The sequence below is a fragment of the Clostridium polyendosporum genome, assembly GCF_018332455.1.
Lineage (GTDB): Bacteria > Bacillota > Clostridia > Clostridiales > Clostridiaceae > Clostridium_AY > Clostridium_AY polyendosporum.
In genome coordinates, this window is the sequence record NZ_BOPZ01000026.1 from 36,047 (window position 1) to 53,672 (window position 17,626).

General features: G+C 32.7%; 16 protein-coding genes and 1 tRNA gene. 16 read left to right on the forward strand and 1 reads right to left on the reverse strand.

The features are described from left to right. Positions 1 to 175 precede the first annotated feature (175 nt). Together radA and disA are read left to right on the forward strand one after the other, a co-directional pair. Positions 176 to 1,534 (forward strand): DNA repair protein RadA, encoded by a 1,359-nt coding sequence (gene radA, locus CPJCM30710_RS13695; protein WP_212904736.1) that lies wholly within the window; start codon positions 176 to 178, stop codon positions 1,532 to 1,534. A gap of 16 nt (positions 1,535 to 1,550) precedes the next feature. After that, positions 1,551 to 2,615 (forward strand): DNA integrity scanning diadenylate cyclase DisA, encoded by a 1,065-nt coding sequence (gene disA, locus CPJCM30710_RS13700; protein ID WP_212904737.1) that lies wholly within the window; start codon positions 1,551 to 1,553, stop codon positions 2,613 to 2,615. Between the two features lie 33 nt (positions 2,616 to 2,648). On the opposite strand, the gene CPJCM30710_RS13705 is transcribed toward disA, so the two are convergent. Continuing rightward, positions 2,649 to 3,047, reverse strand: coding sequence for a nucleoside triphosphate pyrophosphohydrolase family protein (locus tag CPJCM30710_RS13705; protein WP_212904738.1), 399 nt, complete (start codon positions 3,045 to 3,047; stop codon positions 2,649 to 2,651). Between the two features lie 304 nt (positions 3,048 to 3,351). Here CPJCM30710_RS13705 and CPJCM30710_RS13710 point away from each other — a divergent pair, with 304 nt between their 5' ends. From CPJCM30710_RS13710 to CPJCM30710_RS13775, 14 genes are all read left to right on the forward strand, one after another. After that, a complete protein-coding gene (locus CPJCM30710_RS13710) occupies positions 3,352 to 4,458 on the forward strand; it encodes a PIN/TRAM domain-containing protein (RefSeq protein WP_212904739.1) in 1,107 nt (368 codons plus the stop codon). A 13-nt stretch (positions 4,459 to 4,471) separates the two neighbouring features. Then, the gene (gene ispD / locus CPJCM30710_RS13715; protein WP_212904740.1) at positions 4,472 to 5,164 is read left to right on the forward strand and encodes a 2-C-methyl-D-erythritol 4-phosphate cytidylyltransferase; all 693 of its coding nucleotides are present in this window, start codon (positions 4,472 to 4,474) and stop codon (positions 5,162 to 5,164) included. A 333-nt stretch (positions 5,165 to 5,497) separates the two neighbouring features. Further along, entirely contained in the window at positions 5,498 to 7,189 is a 1,692-nt protein-coding gene (locus CPJCM30710_RS13720) for a proline--tRNA ligase (RefSeq protein WP_212904741.1), read from the forward strand. A gap of 191 nt (positions 7,190 to 7,380) precedes the next feature. Further along, complete coding sequence (cysS, locus tag CPJCM30710_RS13725) at positions 7,381 to 8,778, forward strand: cysteine--tRNA ligase (protein WP_212904752.1); 1,398 nt, start codon at positions 7,381 to 7,383, stop codon at positions 8,776 to 8,778. 273 nt (positions 8,779 to 9,051) lie between these two features. Next, a complete protein-coding gene (proB, locus tag CPJCM30710_RS13730; RefSeq protein WP_407644997.1) occupies positions 9,052 to 10,167 on the forward strand; it encodes a glutamate 5-kinase in 1,116 nt (371 codons plus the stop codon). Between the two features lie 11 nt (positions 10,168 to 10,178). Then, complete coding sequence (locus CPJCM30710_RS13735; protein ID WP_212904743.1) at positions 10,179 to 11,429, forward strand: glutamate-5-semialdehyde dehydrogenase; 1,251 nt, start codon at positions 10,179 to 10,181, stop codon at positions 11,427 to 11,429. A gap of 215 nt (positions 11,430 to 11,644) precedes the next feature. After that, the gene (locus CPJCM30710_RS13740) at positions 11,645 to 13,429 is read left to right on the forward strand and encodes a penicillin-binding transpeptidase domain-containing protein (RefSeq protein WP_212904744.1); all 1,785 of its coding nucleotides are present in this window, start codon (positions 11,645 to 11,647) and stop codon (positions 13,427 to 13,429) included. Positions 13,430 to 13,689: 260 nt separating this feature from the next. Beyond that, on the forward strand, positions 13,690 to 14,103 hold the full coding sequence (locus CPJCM30710_RS13745) for a Mini-ribonuclease 3 (RefSeq protein ID WP_212904745.1): 414 nt from the start codon (positions 13,690 to 13,692) through the stop codon (positions 14,101 to 14,103). A gap of 15 nt (positions 14,104 to 14,118) precedes the next feature. Further along, positions 14,119 to 14,859 (forward strand): FAD-dependent thymidylate synthase, encoded by a 741-nt coding sequence (gene thyX / locus CPJCM30710_RS13750; RefSeq protein ID WP_212904746.1) that lies wholly within the window; start codon positions 14,119 to 14,121, stop codon positions 14,857 to 14,859. Between the two features lie 53 nt (positions 14,860 to 14,912). Then, positions 14,913 to 15,908 (forward strand): 23S rRNA (guanosine(2251)-2'-O)-methyltransferase RlmB, encoded by a 996-nt coding sequence (gene rlmB / locus CPJCM30710_RS13755; RefSeq protein WP_212904747.1) that lies wholly within the window; start codon positions 14,913 to 14,915, stop codon positions 15,906 to 15,908. Between the two features lie 15 nt (positions 15,909 to 15,923). After that, positions 15,924 to 16,433, forward strand: coding sequence for an NYN domain-containing protein (locus tag CPJCM30710_RS13760; RefSeq protein WP_212904748.1), 510 nt, complete (start codon positions 15,924 to 15,926; stop codon positions 16,431 to 16,433). Between the two features lie 71 nt (positions 16,434 to 16,504). Continuing rightward, positions 16,505 to 17,143, forward strand: coding sequence for an RNA polymerase sporulation sigma factor SigH (gene sigH / locus CPJCM30710_RS13765; protein WP_212904749.1), 639 nt, complete (start codon positions 16,505 to 16,507; stop codon positions 17,141 to 17,143). Positions 17,144 to 17,236: 93 nt separating this feature from the next. Beyond that, positions 17,237 to 17,312, forward strand: a tRNA-Thr gene (locus CPJCM30710_RS13770). A gap of 60 nt (positions 17,313 to 17,372) precedes the next feature. Beyond that, positions 17,373 to 17,626: GTP-binding protein (locus CPJCM30710_RS13775; RefSeq protein ID WP_246503545.1), on the forward strand; the 254-nt coding region annotated here is incomplete at its 3' end.

The window sequence follows — 17,626 nt, forward strand, 5'->3', positions numbered from 1 at the left end:
CGTTTTGTTAAATAGTTTTAGTTTTTAAATGTTGTTAAATTTTTTTACTTAGTTAGGATATTTATTTAAATATATGATATTATAAATATTGTTTAAATGTTTATAGTTTTATAAAATATGAACACATGCTAATGTATACTAAAGTATTATGAGTAGATGTGGTGGAGTGGTAGATATGGCTAAGGTTAGAACTTTTTATGTTTGTCAGCAGTGTGGGTATGAATCACTTAAATGGCTTGGAAAATGCCCTTCATGTAGTGCTTGGAATTCAATGGTTGAGGAAGTTAAAGAAAAAAAGATTGAAAAATCAACTATTCCTATTAAGGCAATTAGTTCTCCAAAGGCAATAGGACAGATTAAGTCAGGAGAAAAGGAAAGATATGATACTGGTATCTCAGAGCTTAACAGAGTACTTGGAGGAGGTCTTGTAAAAGGTTCTTTAACATTAATTTCAGGGGATCCGGGTATAGGAAAATCAACGCTTCTTCTTCAAACTGCAAATAACATATCTCAAAAATATGGTAACGTTCTATATATATCAGGAGAAGAATCTGAAGAGCAGATAAAGATACGGGGGGACCGTTTAGAAGTTCAGGCTTCTAATCTTTATATAGTTTCAGAAACAAATATGGATATAATAGAAGCGTATATAAATGAGTTGAAGCCTATATTCGTAATAATAGATTCTATTCAGACTGTTTATAAAGAAGGAGTAACTTCAGCACCAGGGAGTGTCTCACAAGTGAGAGAATGCTCAAATATTATTATGAGATTAGCAAAAAGTAATAACATTCCACTATTTATAGTAGCCCATGTTACAAAGCAAGGTGAGCTAGCAGGACCAAGAGTTTTAGAACACATGGTAGATACAGTTCTTTCTTTTGAAGGTGAGAGAACTGAGGATTTTAGGATTTTAAGAACCATGAAAAATAGATTTGGAACTACTAGTGAGATAGGTGTATTTGAAATGAGAGAAGAGGGACTCATGCAGATCTATGATCCTTCTCGTATGTTCCTTGAAGACACAAGTTATAATCAGGAAGGTTCTATGGTTATAGGAATAATGGAAGGAACAAGACCTATACTAGTAGAAATACAAGCTCTTGTTACAGAAACTAAAGCTATAATGCCAAGAAGAACACCTGTAGGTATAGATAACTCAAGATTAAACCTCATGTTAGCTGTTTTAGAAAAGAAACTTAAAATACCATTCTATAATAGCGATGTATATATGAATGTAGTTGGAGGTTTAAATATAGAAGGAACTACAGCAGATTTAGGTATAGCCCTTGCATTGATATCATCTTCTAAAGGAAAGGCCTGTGCGTTAGAAAAGGCTATGGTTATAGGAGAGGTAGGTCTTACTGGAGAGATAAGACCAGTTACTCATTGCGATCGTCTTGTAAATGAAGCTGAAAAAATGGGTTTTACAAATGTTATAGTACCATTTAGAAATATGGAGAAGATAACGAATGATAAGCTAAATGTTATAGGGGTAAAGACAGTTAAGGAAGCAATTAGCAAGATTTTCTAATAGATTGGGTGAGTGTATGAGGATAGAAAGTGATAAGGAAATAAAGAATATCTTAAGGATTGTTGGCCCAGGAACTCAACTTAGAGAGGGCCTTGAAAACATACTTAGAGCCAAAACTGGTGGTCTTATAGTATTGAGTGATAGTGAAGAAGTGATGAAAATTGTAGATGGTGGATTTACCATAAATGCAGATTATACTCCTTCATACATATATGAATTAGCTAAGATGGATGGCGCTATAGTTATTAGTTCAGATCTAAAGAAAATAGTTTGTGCTAATACTCAATTAGTACCTGACTCTGGAATACCTACTTTTGAAACTGGTACTAGGCATAGAACAGCTCAAAGAGTAGCAAAACAAACAGGATTTATTAGCGTTGCTATTTCTCAGAGAAGAAATATAATAACTATTTATAAAGGTGATTTAAAATATGTTTTAAGAGAAAGCAGTGTTATTTTAGGAAGAGCTAATCAAGCCATTCAAACTTTGGAAAAGTATGTTTCAGTATTGGATAGGGTTATAAATAATTTAAACCTTCTTGAGTTTCAGGATTTAGTTACTCTTTTTGATGTGGTTACTGCTGTTCAAAGAACTGAAATGGTGATGAGAATAGTAAGTGAAATAGAAAGATACATTGTGGAACTTGGAAATGAAGGAAGATTGATTTCTATGCAGCTTAATGAGTTAGTTAGAAATATAGAGCAGGATGGATTATTGCTTATAAGAGATTACTGTCAGCGTGATTTAGAGTATAATGAGATATATAAAGAGATGCAGAAATTCTCAGCAGAGGAGCTACTTGATTTAGAACTTATTGCTAGGGAAATGGGATATGTTGGAGTTCCGTTGGTAGATACTCTAATTTCACCTAGAGGACATAGGATATTAAATAAAGTTCCAAGAATACCTGCTAGTGTTATAGATAATCTCATAAAACATTTTAAAGAATTAAAGGGTGTACTTGAAGCCAACACTGACGATTTAGATTTAGTTGAAGGAATTGGTGAGGCCAGAGCAAGAGCAATAAGAAATGGACTAAGAAGAATTAAAGAGCAGGTTTCACTAAATAAACAATTATAAAAACATATTAGCAGGATCACTCCTGCTAATATGTTATCTAAAAGTAAATTTTCCGAGCGTGTTTATTTTATCAAATTCCCTAATGAGGATATCGTAAAGGTTTAAATCTAAGGCATTGCAAAGAGAAGTTAAGTAGAATATGTTGTTGCCTATCTCTCTTTCTATAACCTCTCTACAACTGTCACAGAGGTCTCCATTAAGGTGACTCTTCAAACATTTATCTAAAGCTTCTATAGAATCGTTTTCTTTTGGAAGACATTGTTTTTCAGCAGTCATTTTTACACATCCACAATTTGTAACTGCTTTTGCAACTGCTCTATTTACTCTAGCGGTTGATTCTTGATATTTTGTCAATATATCCAATATACTTTTATGTCTTAATAGGGATTCTTGGACTACATCTTGAAAATTATCAAAGATAACATCTTTCATCAGTCTCACTCCTTTAACAAATATAGGTTGACTGTCAATTTAATTATAAATATTTTCTGATAATTTTGTCAATAAGCTTCTGGTTTCCGTTTCTTGATATTATATTAAAACAATTAAATTTCTTTTTACAGGGGGTAATGTTGAGTAATTTTTAACATTTCATGAAATCAGAATTTTTTAGATTTTAGTATATTTTTCCGTATGGTATAATTAAAATGGTAAGATATATATGTAATTACAGCAATTATGATAGAATGTATTTTCAAATTGATGGAAATACTTAATATATTAGGAGGTGAATTTTTTGATAAAAAAGCTTTTTAGGCTCATATTTACAGTTATAGGCTTATTTTTAGGCTTCTTTACAATAGATGCATTAATAAGGTTGGACTATGTTGTATCTATGTTTCCTTTAGTAAAAGAACCAGTATGGGCAGTGATTTTTTATACTTTATTTACAATCATTTTTGGACTCATACTTTTTATTGTTTCTCCGCTCTTATATTTAGGAATTGCAAAGTTAATAGATTCTATTGAGAATAATATGCAAAAGCTTACAGCTAGCGAAATTATTTTTGGTGCAATAGGAGCCATAGTATCTTTAATTATTGCATCACTTTTTATGGTTCCACTTAATAGAGTTTTAAACAAAATTAATGATGTCATAGGACCAGTACTTTTTATCCTTATAAACCTTATAGCAGGTATTATAGGAGCTGATATTTCAGTAAAGAAAAAAGATGATATTCTTTCTATTTTTGGAGGATTAAAAAAAGGTTCTTCAAAGGATAAGAAAAATAAACAAAGTATTAAGGTGTTTTCTAAGGTTTTGGATACTTCAGTTATTATTGATGGAAGAATCTTTGATTTATGCCAAACAGGTTTTATTGAAGGACCTTTAGTTATTGCTAATTTTGTATTAGATGAACTTAGACACATTTCTGATTCATCAGATACTCTTAAAAGAAATAGAGGAAGAAGAGGATTAGATATACTTAATAGAATACAAAAAGAGTTAAGTATAGAAGTTCAAAACTGGGAAGGTGATTTTCCGGAAATTTCCGAAGTTGATTCAAAGCTCTTAAAACTTGCTCAAACTTTAGGCGGAAAGGTAATAACGAATGACTACAATCTTAACAAGGTAGCAGAATTTCAAGGAGTTCCTGTTTTAAACATAAATGAACTCGCTAATGCTATAAAGCCTGTAGTGTTACCAGGTGAGGATATGAAGCTAACCATTGTTAAGGATGGTAAAGAAGCTAATCAAGGTGTTGCTTATCTTGATGATGGAACTATGATTGTTGTAGAAGGCGGAAGAAAGTTTATTGGTGAAGAGATTGATGTAACAGTCACTTCTGTACTCCAAACAGCAGCAGGAAGAATGATATTTGCAAAACAAAAGGAAGTTTAGAAAGGAAGTCAATATGGGAAAGGTTTGTGCAATAGTTTTGGCAGGTGGCAGAGGAACTAGGATGGGAAGTTGCTTATCAAAGCAGTTTATTAAAGTAAATGATAAACCTTTACTTTATTACACTTTAAAGACTTTTACACAATGTAATTTTATAGATGAGATAATATTGGTATTACCTAAAAGTGAGATTGAATTTTGTAAGAGTGAGGTGTTGGATAAGTTTTCTATCACTGTTTCAAAAATAGTTGAAGGTGGCTCAGAAAGACAGGATTCTGTATATAATGGATTAAAGGTACTTGAAAACTGTGATATAGTACTTATACATGATGGTGCACGGCCTTTTGTTTCTAAAAGAATTATAGAAGATGGAGTTCATTTTGCTAGAAAATATGGAGCTGCTGCTCCAGGGGTTACCCCAAAAGACACAATAAAGATAAAGGGAGAGGCTGGATTTTCACAGAATACTCCTGATAGAAGAACTTTGTGTGCTGTCCAAACTCCACAGTGTTTTAGATATGAAACTATAATAAGATGTCATGAAAATATCAGTAAAGAAGGAATAACAGTTACTGATGATACTATGGCTATAGAAATTTTTGGAGAGAAAGTTTACTTGTATGAAGGAGAGTATACTAATTTAAAAGTAACTACTCCAGAGGATTTGATTTTAGCAGAAAAACTTTCAAAGGAATATTGTATTAAGTAAGTGTAATCTGTATATAGTAACTTCATATTTTCAGAATATTGACAGTAATATTTAAAGTATGTATAATAAATTAGGCTAAACTTAATATTGCAAAGCAGTGAAGAAGAATAGTAGGAGCTATCATACAGAGAGAAGATCCTTGGCTGAAAGATTTTCGCCAGCTTTGAACCCACTTCTGAGTTGTAGGCAAAAACTATCGGTTTAATACCGTTATCATTTTTGAGTACAAATTTAGGTGGTACCGCGACTGTAAGTTCGCCCTAATATAGGGGCGGACTTTTTTATATATTTGGAAATAATAGTTAATACATAGTGAATTAGGAGGAATTGCTTATGAAAATGTCAAATATGCTAGTATCTACACTGAGAGAAGTGCCAGCAGAAGCAGAAATAGAAAGCCATAAGCTTATGCTTAGAGCAGGAATGATGAGAAAGATGGCTTCAGGTATATATAATTTTATGCCATTAGGACTTAAGGTTTTGAAGAACGTTCAAAATATAGTTAGAGAAGAAATGAATAACGCTGGAGCACAAGAGTTTTTAGCATCAGCATTACTTCCATCTGAACTTTGGAAAGAATCAGGAAGATGGGATGCTTACGGTGCAGAGATGTTTAGATTAAAAGACAGAAATGATAGAGAGTTCTGCCTTGGGCCAACTCATGAGGAAGTATTTACTGATATAGCTAGAAATGAAATAAAGTCATATAAGCAACTACCAGTAAATCTTTATCAAATTCAAACTAAGTATAGGGATGAGAGAAGACCAAGATTTGGTGTAATGAGATCAAGAGAATTTGTAATGAAGGATGCTTATAGTTTTGATAAGGATGAAGCAGGATTAGATGTTTCATACAACAAGATGTATGAAGCTTATGTTAATATATTTAACAGATGTGGATTAGATGCAAAGTGTGTTGAAGCAGATTCAGGTGCTATAGGAGGTTCAAATTCAGCAGAATTTATGGTTAAGTCTGAAGTTGGAGAAGACGATGTAGTTTTTTGTACAGCTTGTGATTATGCTGCTAATATAGAAAAAGCTTCATCAACTCCAGAGATGGGTGAAAAGGAAGAAATGAAGGAACTTAATAAGATTGAAACTCCAAATACTAGAACTATAGAAGATCTTGTAAAGTTCTTTAATACATCAGAAAAGAATTTCGCTAAAACTCTTATCTATAAGGCTGATGGAAAAATTGTTGCTGTTATGATAAGAGGAGATAGAGAAGTAAATGAAACAAAGGTTTCAAATGCTTTAGGTGGAACTACCGAATTTGAAATGGCAGATGTTGAGTCAGTAATGAAGGCTACTGGTGCTCAAGTTGGTTTTGCTGGTCCTGTAGGAATAAAAGTAGATGAACTTTTAGTTGATATAGAAGTTGCAAACATGTTTAATTTTGTAGTTGGTGCTAATGAAACAGGATATCACTATGAAAATGTAAACTACGGAAGGGATTTCGAAGGCAAAGTTGGAGACTATAGAAACATAACTGTAGGAGAAAAGTGTCCACGTTGTGGAGAAACAATAACAATTGCTAGAGGAACGGAAGTAGGACATATATTTAAGCTTGGAACAAAATATTCAGAAGCTATGAATGCTACTTTCATAGATGAAAATGGAGAATCTAAACCATTTATTATGGGTTGCTATGGTATTGGTGTTACAAGAACTATGGCTTCAATAATAGAACAGCATCACGACGAAAATGGTATTATATGGCCAATCTCTGTTGCACCATATCATGTTTCGTTAATCCCAGTAAATATAAAGGATGAACTTCAAATGAAAGTTGCTGAAGAAATGTATCAAAAGCTTAGAACTGCTGGTGTCGATGTAATTATGGATGATAGAAATGAAAGAGCGGGAGTGAAGTTTAAGGATTCAGACCTTATGGGAATTCCGATGAGAATAACTATTGGAAAGAAGATAAGTGAAGGACAGGTTGAATTTAAGCTTAGAAATTCTTCTGATATTGAGGTAATAAATATACAGGATGTATATAATAAGGTAAAAGAACAATTTTAAGTTAATTAATTGAGTTTAAGATAATTAAGATTGAAGAGTATTTAATTAAAAAAGATTTAGATATACTAGATTAACAATTTTAAGAATATAATAGTAAATTTAGATAGAAATTTGGCTTTTGTGAATTCTATCCGCTGCTGTTATAAGTGAAAATTTTTAATTGTTAATTGAGAAAAGGAGGTATAGTGGTGATCAGAGTATATAACACTCTTACGAATAAGAAAGAAGAGTTCGTCCCAATAGTGACAGGTGAGGTCAAGATGTATGTTTGTGGACCTACAGTATACAATTTCTTCCATATAGGGAACGGTAGAACTTTTATAGTATTTGATACAATAAGAAGATACTTTGAGTATAGAGGCTACAAGGTAAAGTTTATTCAAAATTTTACAGATATAGACGATAAGATGATTAAAAAAGCTAATGAAGAAGGCACTACTGTTAAAGAGCTTGGAGATAAATATATAAATGAGTATTACAAAGATGCTGATGCTCTTAATATAGAGAGGGCAACTGTTAATCCAAGAGCAACGGAATATATTCAGGAAATCATAGCCTTTGTAAAAGGGCTAATAGATAAGGGATATGCTTATGAAGTAAACGGAGATGTATATTTTTCAACAAAGAAATTCCAGAGCTATGGAAAACTTTCAGGACAAAATCTTGATGATCTTCAATTAGGAGCAAGAATAAATGTAGATGAAAGAAAGAATGATCCGATGGATTTTGCAATTTGGAAGGCGCAAAAACCGGGAGAGCCAGCTTGGAAGAGTCCATGGGGTATGGGAAGACCAGGATGGCATATAGAATGCTCATGTATGGTTAAAAAGATTTTAGGAGAAACCATTGATATTCATGCTGGAGGGTCAGATTTGGTTTTCCCACATCATGAAAATGAAATCGCTCAAAGTGAAGCTTTAAATGGAGAACCTTTTGCAAGATATTGGCTGCATTCAGCCTTTGTAAATGTGAATAATCAAAAAATGTCTAAATCTCTAAATAATTTCTTTACAGCTAGAGAAATATTAGAAAAGTATGATGCTGATATCATTAGATTTCTAATGCTTTCAGCTCATTATAGACAACAAGTTAACTTCAGTGAAGAACTTTTAGAGTCAGCGAAGGCTTCAGTTGAGAGATTATACAATGCAATAAGTAATCTTGAGCATCTTCTTGAAGAGGTTCAAAAAGAAGAGATGAGCGGTGAGGAAGAAGCTTACCTTAAGGAGTTAGTAAAGCATAGAGATAAGTATATTGAAAAGATGGATGATGACTTTAATACAGCAGATGCTATTACAGCTATTTTTGATTTAATTAAAGATATTAATACAAATATAAATATAGGATCTTCAAAGAGTGTTATAAAGGCTTCTCTTGAGCTTATAAGAGAGCTTGGTGCTCCACTTGGTATGCTCCAAAAGTCCACAAAAGAAAGTATCGAAGAGGAAATAGAAAGACTTATAGAACAAAGACAAGAAGCTAGAAAGACAAAGAATTGGGCTCTTTCAGATAAGATAAGAGATGACTTGAAAGCTAGAGGAATAGTTCTTGAAGATACACCACAAGGTGTAAGATGGAAGAAAATATAGAAGTTTATTCATAAAAAAGTTTATAATTAAATTAGATTTTAAGAAATGCTAGAGGCAAATGTAACTCAGTCATAGAGGGGTAGCTTCGAGTGAACAATTATAATTTCCTTCTTGGTTAAAGGTGACTTCGTTAAGAAGGGCAACTGTTCCAACGATAGCTAGGGTTGGCCTTTAAGAAGTTAACAGCCGACAAGGAGAGAAATCTTTGTGGACCGAAGCGTACATCGAAGTGAATGAGTTACATTTTTTTACTTTCATTAGGGGGTGAGATTGTTGAGTAGATTTGAAAATATTAAAAGGATTGTAGTGAAAGTTGGTACTTCAAGTTTAACTCATGCTACAGGATTATTAAATTTAGTTAGAATAGAAAACTTGGTAAGACAGCTTACTGATATACATAATAGGGGAATTGAAGTAGTATTAGTTACTTCAGGTGCTATAGGGGCTGGTATTGGAGTATTAGGTTATAAAGAGAAACCTAAAGCTATGCCAGAAAAGCAGGCTTGTGCAGCAGTAGGGCAAGTAGCTCTTCTACACATGTATCAAAAGTTATTTTCTGAATATGGAAAAATAACGGCACAAATTCTTTTGACTAGAGATGATATGAGTCATAGGCAGAGATTTTTAAATGCTAGAAATACTTTTTTTGCCCTTCTTGACTTAGGTGCAGTACCAATTGTTAATGAAAATGATGCTATTTCTGTAGAAGAAATTAAGTTTGGAGATAATGATACCTTATCTGCTATGGTAGCTTCGTTAGTAGAAGCAGATCTTCTTATTATTTTATCAGATATAGATGGGTTATATGATTCTAACCCAAAAGACAATAAAGATGCAAAGCTTATAAAATTTGTTCCTAAGATAACTAAAGAAATTGAAGCAATGGCTGGTGGAGCCGGAAGTAGTTTAGGTACAGGTGGCATGGCAACTAAAATAAAGGCCGCAAAGATTTCAGTAGCTTCAGGAAGTTCCATGATGATATTGAATGGATCAACTCCTAATGCGCTTGTAAGAGCTATCGAAGGTGAAGAAATAGGAACTCTTTTTCAAGGAGATGAATGTCCTCTAAAGAGAAGAAAACACTGGCTAGCATTTGAAGTCTTGCCTCAAGGCTATATTTATATAGATGAGGGAGCGGAACTGGCTATAAAAAATCACAAAAGCTTACTTGCAAAGGGTATAGTAAAAGTTGAAGGGAAGTTCGATGAAGGAGATCCTATAGCGATATTAAATATTAAGGGAGAAAAGTTGGCTCATGGTATTACCAGCTATAATTCTCAGGATTTAAGCAAAATCTTAGGTATAGAATCTAATAACATTGAAGAAGTTTTAGGTTATAAACATTATGACGAAGTAGTTCATAGAAATAATATGGTTATGGTATTGTAAGGAGGATGGTTATGGATTATAGACAATATGTAATTTCTAAGGCAGAAAAAGCTAAAAGAGCATCAAGAGTTATGGCCACGTTAAGTACAGATATTAAAGATAAGGCTCTTTTAAATATGGCCAAAGCTTTAAGAGATAATATTAATGATATAGTTGAAGCTAATAAGAGAGATTTGAAAAATGGAGAAGATAGAGGTGTTTCTAAGGCTCTGCTTGATAGATTAATGTTAAATGAAAAAAGAATACAGGAGATGGCTGTTGGATTAGAACAGGTAGTATCATTAGCTGATCCTGTTGGAGAAAGTTTAAGAGCATTTAAAACACCTAATGGTCTTCAAATAAATCAAATAAGAGTTCCTTTAGGAGTAGTAGGTATGATTTATGAAGCAAGACCAAATGTTACTGTAGATGCTGCTGCATTATGTATAAAAAGTGGTAATGCTTGTGTTTTAAGAGGTGGTTCTGAGGCTATTAACTCAAATGTAAAGATCAGTGAAATAATATCGAAGGCTGCTGAAGAAGCTGGATTACCAGAGGGAACAATAACTCTCTTAGATGTTACTGAAAGAGAAGCAGCAAATGCTATGATGAGACTTAATGGATATATAGATGTTTTAATTCCAAGAGGTGGTGCTGGTCTAATCAATGCAGTAGTACAAAATGCATCTATTCCAGTTATTGAAACAGGAGTTGGAAACTGCCATGTTTTTGTTGATGAAACTGCAGATTTCAAAATGGCTGAGGATATAATAATAAATGGAAAGACTCAAAGACCTGCTGTTTGCAATGCTATAGAAAACATATTAGTTCACGAAAAGATAGCAGACAACTTCCTACCGTTAATAAAAAAAGCTCTTCAAGATAAGGGTGTTGAACTTAGGGGATGTGAGAAGACTAGAGCTATAATAGCATGCGAAGAAGCGAGAGATGAGGATTGGGATACTGAATATCTTGACCTTATCATTGCAGTAAAAGTAGTTAAGGATATAGATGAAGCTATAGAACACATATATAACCATGGTACTAAGCATTCGGAGTGTATCGTGACAGAAAACTATTTTAATTCTCAAAAGTTTTTAAGAGAAATAGATGCTGCAGCTGTATACGTAAATGCTTCTACAAGATTTACTGATGGAGGACAATTTGGATTTGGAGCAGAGATAGGAATATCTACTCAAAAACTTCATGCTAGAGGACCTATGGGTTTAAAAGAACTTACTTCATGTAAATATATAATTTATGGAGAAGGACAAATAAGATAGTAGTATAATTCATAATGAAAATTTTGAGTATAATCACTTGTAATGCTGGATAGTGTAGTTAATTGAAATTTTTGCAAATATATCATATAATTTTAAATAATTGGAATAAAGGCGGTGTATAACCGCCTTTATTAATAGCATGTATTGTATATCCGTTTATTTAAGTTAATGGTAAAAAACACATATTATTTTCATTATTGAGGGAGGAAAGCGTAATGAAACGAAAGAAAGGAGTACATAAAAATAAGCGATTAGGTATTGTTATAGCTATTCTAACAAGTGTCTTTATTATTTTATTTGCACAACTTTTTAGAATAATGATAATTAACAGATCATTCCTAGTTTCTCAAGGAGAAGAGCAATCTACTAAAGAGTTAATGGTAATGCCTAAAAGAGGAAGTATTCTTGATAGAAATGGAAATGAGCTTGCAGTAAGTGCAGATGTATATAAAGTAAGATTAGATTTGCAAAATCTTGATGAGTATTCAATAAAATATAAAAAATCAAAGGATATAATAGCTGATGAAATATCTAATGCTCTTAATTTAGATGTTGATAATGTTAGAAAATCAATGGAAAAGAAAAATGCAGTTGGAGGATATTTAAGAGATTTAGAGTTAGCAAGAAAGATAAAAAAAGAGGTAATAGATAAAGTAAAACAGTTAAGAAGCGATAAACAGTATTATTTTATGGTTATTGAAAATGATACTAATAGATATTATCCAAACAATAATTTTTTAGCCCATGCATTAGGTGCAGTTGATTCTGATGGTTCAGGGCTATTGGGGTTAGAAAAGTATTATGATAAAGACTTAACAGGGGTTCCTGGAATTAAGATTTCAGAGGTAGATAGAATATCTCAGGAATTACCATATGATGATCCTATATCTACTCAACCTATTAATGGTAAGAATATTACTCTTACAATTGATGCAAGTATACAATTTATTGCAGAAAAAGCAGCAGAAAAAGCAATGGAAGATACTAAAGCAAAAGGAGTTAGTATTATAGTTACGGATCCCAAAAGTGGAGAAATTTTATCTATGGTTAATAAACCAGATTTTAATCCTAATGACCCACGAAAAGGTGTGAAAACTAGTGATGAATTACATCAGCTTTGGAGAAACTGGGCCGTCAATGATGCTGTTGAGCCAGGCTCTACCTTTAAGATAGTAACTACTGCAGCTGCCTTAGAAGAAGAGCTTACCTATAAAGATGATCAATTTTATGATAAAGGATATATCATAATAGATGGCGTTGCAATAAATTGCTGGAAACCTGGAGGACATGGTCAAGAAAATTTGGTAGATATTCTAAAAAATTCATGCAATCCAGGATTTATTGAACTTGGAAAAAGGTTAGGTAAGGAAAAACTAAATGAGTATATAAACAAATTTGGATTTGGTAATCCTGTTGGAATTGATTTACCGGGAGAAACAAGTGGAATAATTAAACCAACAAATAAGATGAGTAATGTAGACTTAGCTACTATATCTTTCGGACAAGCTGATGCTGCTTCAATGGTTCAGCTGATTGCTGCCTTGAATACAGTAATGAATAATGGAGTGTATACTACTCCCCATTTAATGAAAAGTATGTCAAGTGTTGGCCAGGATGGAAATAGCAATGTAGTGCAGACATATCAAGACAAGAATGTAAGGCAGGTTATAAGTGAAAAGACAGCAAATGAATTGGCTGGATATCTTGAACAAGTAGTTTCAACTGGTTCTGCAAAAGCAGCATATATTGAAGGGTATGGTATAGCTGGGAAAACAGGGACCGCTGAAAAGGCTAATATAGGTGGGAAGGGATATTCAGAAGGAAAGTATGTAGCTTCATTTGTAGGAGCAGCACCATACGATGACCCTAAGGTGAGTTTGTTGATTGCTATTGATGAACCTAAGGGCCAATACTTCGGAGGAGATATTGCTGCACCTGTAGCAAAGGATTTATTTGAACAAATATTTAAAGAGATGTCTTTTAAACCAGTTAAAAATTAAAATTAACCTTAAGTAAAGATAACTAACTTTAATATTTAATCAATTCAGTTATGAAGTTGATTATTTATAGATATAAAAATCTAATGTTTGATAAATTTTTCAAAAAGTATCCTCCACCAAACAATTATTTGTTAGATGGAGGATATTTAAATTATAGGTGAATTATGATAAAGTATGTTTTGGGTTGATTTCTGGAATGAATTAATTGTTAAATTAGTTTATTTTAAACTGGATATAATTAAAAATAAAAGGAGAAATATATGCTTGACAGTCTATTGTATAAATCTTTTTCTAAAGAAGAAGCTATAAGACTTAATCCGTTACAATTAGCATTGGTGGGAGATGCTGTTTATGAGGCTTTTATTAGAAACTATATTTTAAGTACAAATACCCAGCTTTCAGCACATAAAGTTCATTTAAAGGCAATTTCTTTTGTAAAGGCACATGCTCAAAGTGAAATAATAAAAGTTTTAGAGGAACAATTAACAGAACAAGAGTTTTCTATATACAAAAGAGGAAGAAATGCTAAATCTTCTACCGTGCCTAAAAATGCAGATGTTAGAGAATATAGAGCGGCAACGGGGTTTGAAGCACTTATTGGGTATTTGTTTTTAATAAATGAAAAGGAAAGATTAAGAGAAATTCTATTAAAGTGCATTAATATTAATGATTAAGGGGGGAGTTAAAAAGTGTCATTAAAGGTTAAACTTATACAGTATACACCAGAGCCAGAAAAAACTATAGCAGCTGCTGCTAAGCTATGTTATAGTGCTGTTGGAGTAGAAGGAATAATGGAAAATCTTACAGAGGAAAATACAGAAAGATTTCTTAATATGTTGATGTCATTTGGTCATGAGTCACCTGTTGAACATGTATCTTTTACTTTTGCTGTAGAGGGAGTTTCTAGAAGTTTAAGTCATCAGCTTGTAAGACATAGAATTGCTTCGTATTCCCAACAGAGTCAAAGATACGTGAAGTTGGATCAATTTGAATACATAATACCTCCAGATATAGAAAATGATTTAAAGGCAAGAGAAGTATTCATAAAGGCTATGAAGGAAAGTCAAAGGGCATACGATGAACTAACTAATATATTAAAGAAAAAGCATATAGAAAATGGAATAGATGAAAAGTCTGCAGAAAAAAAAGCTATTGAAGATGCTAGATATGTATTTCCAAATGCGTGTGAAACAAAAGTTGTATTTACAATGAATGCAAGAAGTCTTTTGAATTTCTTTCATCATAGATGTTGCCACAGAGCACAATGGGAGATAAGGGATATGGCAGATAAGATGCTTGACGAAGTTAGAAGTATAGCTCCTACATTATTTAAATATGCAGGTCCAAGTTGCCTTCAGGGTCCTTGTCCAGAGGGGAAAATGACTTGTGGTAAAATTGTTAAGGTTAGAGAAAAGTATTTAACAAGATGATGAAAGTATAATTTTTTAAAGTTCTAAAACTTAAAGATTAGGAGATGACAAATATGAGTCAAAAAGGTGGAAAATTCACAAAAGAATATGAAGGAAAAAAGACTGGAAGGTTTACAAGAAACAATGAAGATAGAAAGAATACTAGGTTCACAAGAAGTAACGAGGATAGAAGAAGTGAAAGATTTACAAAAAATAATGAGGATAGAAAAAGTGAAAGATTTACAAAAAATAATGAGGATAGAAAAAGTGAGAGATTTATAAAAGGTCATGAAGGTAATGAAGTTAATGAAACTAGACCAGTAAGAGAAGATATAGTTGAGGGCAGAAATGCTGTTATAGAAACTTTGAAGTCAGATAGAACTATAGAACAAATTTTTGTTGCTAAAGGTAACATGGAAGGATCTATAAATAAAATTTTAGGAATGGCTAAAGATAAGGGGATAGTCATTAAAGAAGTTGATAGAAAGAAGTTAGACTTTTTAAGCGAAACTGGAGCCCATCAAGGAGTTGTTGCCATGATTACTCCTTTTAAATACTCATCTGTTGAAGATATTTTAGGTTTAGCAAGCGAAAGGGAGGAAGCTCCTTTTATAATTATACTTGATGAGTTAGAAGATCCGCATAATCTTGGTTCAATCATCAGAACTGCAGAGCTTTGTGGAGTCCACGGTGTAATTATTCCGAAGAGAAGAAATGTAGGCGTAACCTCCACAGTATACAAATCTTCAGCTGGTGCAGTTGAACATATGAAAATTGCAAAGGTAACTAATATAAATATTATTATTGATAAGTTAAAAGAACAGGGTGTATGGGTTTATGGTGCAGATATTGATGGAGAAGAATATTGCTATAATACTAATTTTGGAGGACCTTGTGCTTTAGTTATAGGCAGTGAAGGAAAGGGTATGTCAAAACTTACTAAGGAAAAATGTGATAAACTTGTAAAAATACCTATGGTAGGAAAAATAAACTCTTTAAACGCTTCTGTTGCTGGTGGTATAATGATGTATGAGGTATTAAAATCAAGAATTGATAAAAAAATGCAATAGAAGTAGAGTGATAGTGTGAAAATCATTTTTATTGATGGATATAATGTTATTAATAGTTGGCCTACATTAAAGAAAATAAAGGATTTTAGCTATGAGTCTGCTAGGCAGCAGCTCATAGACACCCTTCAAAATTACGCAAGCTTTAACCTGTGCAAGGTAGTAGTAGTTTTTGATGCACATAAGGTTGGTGGAAATATGGAAAAAAGGGATGAATTTGAATACATTACCGTTATTTTTACTAAAGATGGTGAAACCGCTGATGCTTATATTGAGAAAACAGTCAATAACATTGGTAAGAAGGTTGAAGTAGTTGTCGTAACTTCTGATTGGTTAGAACAACAGACCATATTCCAAAGAGGAGCAGTTAGGATGTCTTCTATTGAATTTTATCATGAGGTGATAAAGGTGGAAGCGAAGATAAGAAAAAACACTGAAAAAAGCTCAATAGGTAACAAAAATTTACTTGAAGATAGCCTGGATAAAAATATACTAGAAAAGCTTGAGAAAATACGAAGGAGCCATTGATAACTTGACTTGATTAGTTTTACTGTTTTATAATTATTAAGAAATGGCAGGAGTTTTTTGGGGGGGATAAGGTGGAGAAGAGAGGTAATGATAATAGCTTTGGTAAATTTAAAGATTTATCTGACGAAAAAGTAGTAATTGAAGCAAAAAGTGGAAATACTAAAGCTCAGGAGTATTTAATAAGTAAATATGAAAACTTTGTAAAAACTAAGGCTAAATCTTACTTTCTTATTGGAGCTGATAAGGAGGATATTTATCAAGAAGGAATGATTGGTCTGTATAAGGCTATCAGAGATTTTAACCCAGATAGACTTACCTCTTTCAAAGCATTTGCAGAGTTATGTGTTACAAGGCAGATTATAACTGCTATTAAGACTGCAACAAGACAAAAACACATACCTCTCAATACTTATATTTCATTAAATAAACCGATTTATGAAGAAGAATCTGATAGAACACTTTTAGATGTACTGGCAGGACTCAAGATCACAGATCCAGAAGAACTTGTTATAAGTAAAGAAGAAATGATGCATATAGAAAAAGAAATAGGCAGAGTGTTATCAAGTTTAGAAATGGAAGTGCTTATGTCTTACCTTGATGGTAAGTCTTATCAAGAGATTGCCTGCGATTTAGATAGGCATGCAAAATCAATTGATAATGCACTTCAGAGAGTTAAAAGAAAGTTAGAAAAATGTTTAAATATTAAATAATTTATAAATACAAAAAATATTGACAAAGAAATACATTGGTAGTAAACTTAATAATTGGTATAAGTTATATATCAATTATTAATTACATAAATTGCTCACGTAGCTCAGTAGGCAGAGCGTCACCTTGGTAAGGTGGAGGTCGACGGTTCGATCCCGTTCGTGAGCTCCAATTTTTTGGAAAATACAAAACGCTAGGCAAGGTTTATTATCTAATAAGGAGGAAGTAAAAATGGCAAAGGCAAAGTTTGAAAGAAATAAACCACACGTTAATATTGGAACAATAGGTCACGTAGACCACGGTAAGACAACATTAACAGCAGCTATTACATCAGTATTAGCAAACAAAGGATATGCAGAAGCATTCAAGTACGACGAAATAGATAAGGCACCAGAAGAAAAGGAAAGAGGAATCACAATCAACACTGCACACGTTGAGTACCAAACAGACAACAGACACTACGCTCACGTTGACTGTCCAGGACA